The following is a 1,002-nucleotide window of genomic DNA, read 5'->3' as shown; positions in this document are numbered from 1 at the left end:
AGTTTCGGATCAATGCGGAGGATCCAAATAATAACTTTATGCCTTCATTCGGGACGATAGAGGAGTATCTTGCACCGGGAGGTCCAGGCGTTAGACTGGACACATCTGTCTATAGTGGCTATACCATCCCGCCAAACTACGATTCGATGATCGGAAAACTGATCGTATGGGCATGGACTGGGACGGAGTAGTGAAGAAGGCCAAAAGAGCACTGGATGAATACTATATCGGCGGTATTACGACCAACATTCCATTGCACAAAGAGATCGTAGAGGATGATGCTTTCAAAAGGGGAGAGTTTGATACTTCTTTCCTGGATGAGCGGGTAGAGCAGTATGCATTGCTTAACAAGATAGCACCCAATGAAGAGAAGCACAGCAGATCACTAATGGCACGTCTGATTCAGAAAGGACTGGTGACATTAAAAGGTGACTTTACCTAACCATTAAGGCTTTGAATGAGCTTTGCCGCACTCCCGATCTTCCCATTTTTAGGCTGATAGAGATAGTTATGTGCCTTCTGGGGAATATGTGCAGGCATCTCTATCGCTTCCCACTCCTCTTTGGCGGACTGCTTGGCTTTAAAGAGCGCCATCTGAACGCGTGAGTAGAAGTTCGCCGCGCCTTCTCCGGAGGTTTCGATGCTTAGGAAGTTTGCTTGCGGGTAGTGTGAGGTGACAAGCGACTGTACTCCGTCACTGACTGCCGAGCTTGGCATACAGCCAAAAGGCTTGACAGAGATGACCAGATGGGCAAGATGGTGCTTGACCGCTTCGATGAGGTGGGCTACCTCCAGGTGCCCTTCGCCGCCGCTGCACTCCAAGGTGTAGTAGCCTTTGGCAAGGTCTGCGAGTCTGTCCATGTCGGGTACATCATAGTCATGCAGCCCGATCGCTTTGGCGTAGAGGGTGAAGTGGGCCTTGATGGCTGCTTTTCCCGCCTTGATGAGCAGACGGCTTTTGAGATTGGCAAAGTCAATGGGTTTGGCATCTTTGAGCGGGAG

The 1,002-nt window shown here is 50.2% G+C and carries 1 protein-coding gene and 1 pseudogene; one reads left to right on the top strand and one right to left on the bottom strand.

The features are described from left to right. Positions 1–38: 38 nt before the first annotated feature. A pseudogene (locus AC3WVG_RS12320) lies at positions 39–442 on the top strand (hypothetical protein). On the opposite strand, the gene AC3WVG_RS12315 reads toward AC3WVG_RS12320, so the two are convergent. Then, positions 439–1,002 (bottom strand): hypothetical protein (locus AC3WVG_RS12315; RefSeq protein WP_488798411.1); only part of this gene is annotated, 564 nt, incomplete at its 5' end. The pseudogene AC3WVG_RS12320 and the gene AC3WVG_RS12315 sit on opposite strands and share 4 nt — an antisense overlap.

It is taken from the genome of Desulfovulcanus sp. (assembly GCF_982781345.1).
This window is presented reverse-complemented; position numbering and strand designations above follow the sequence as displayed.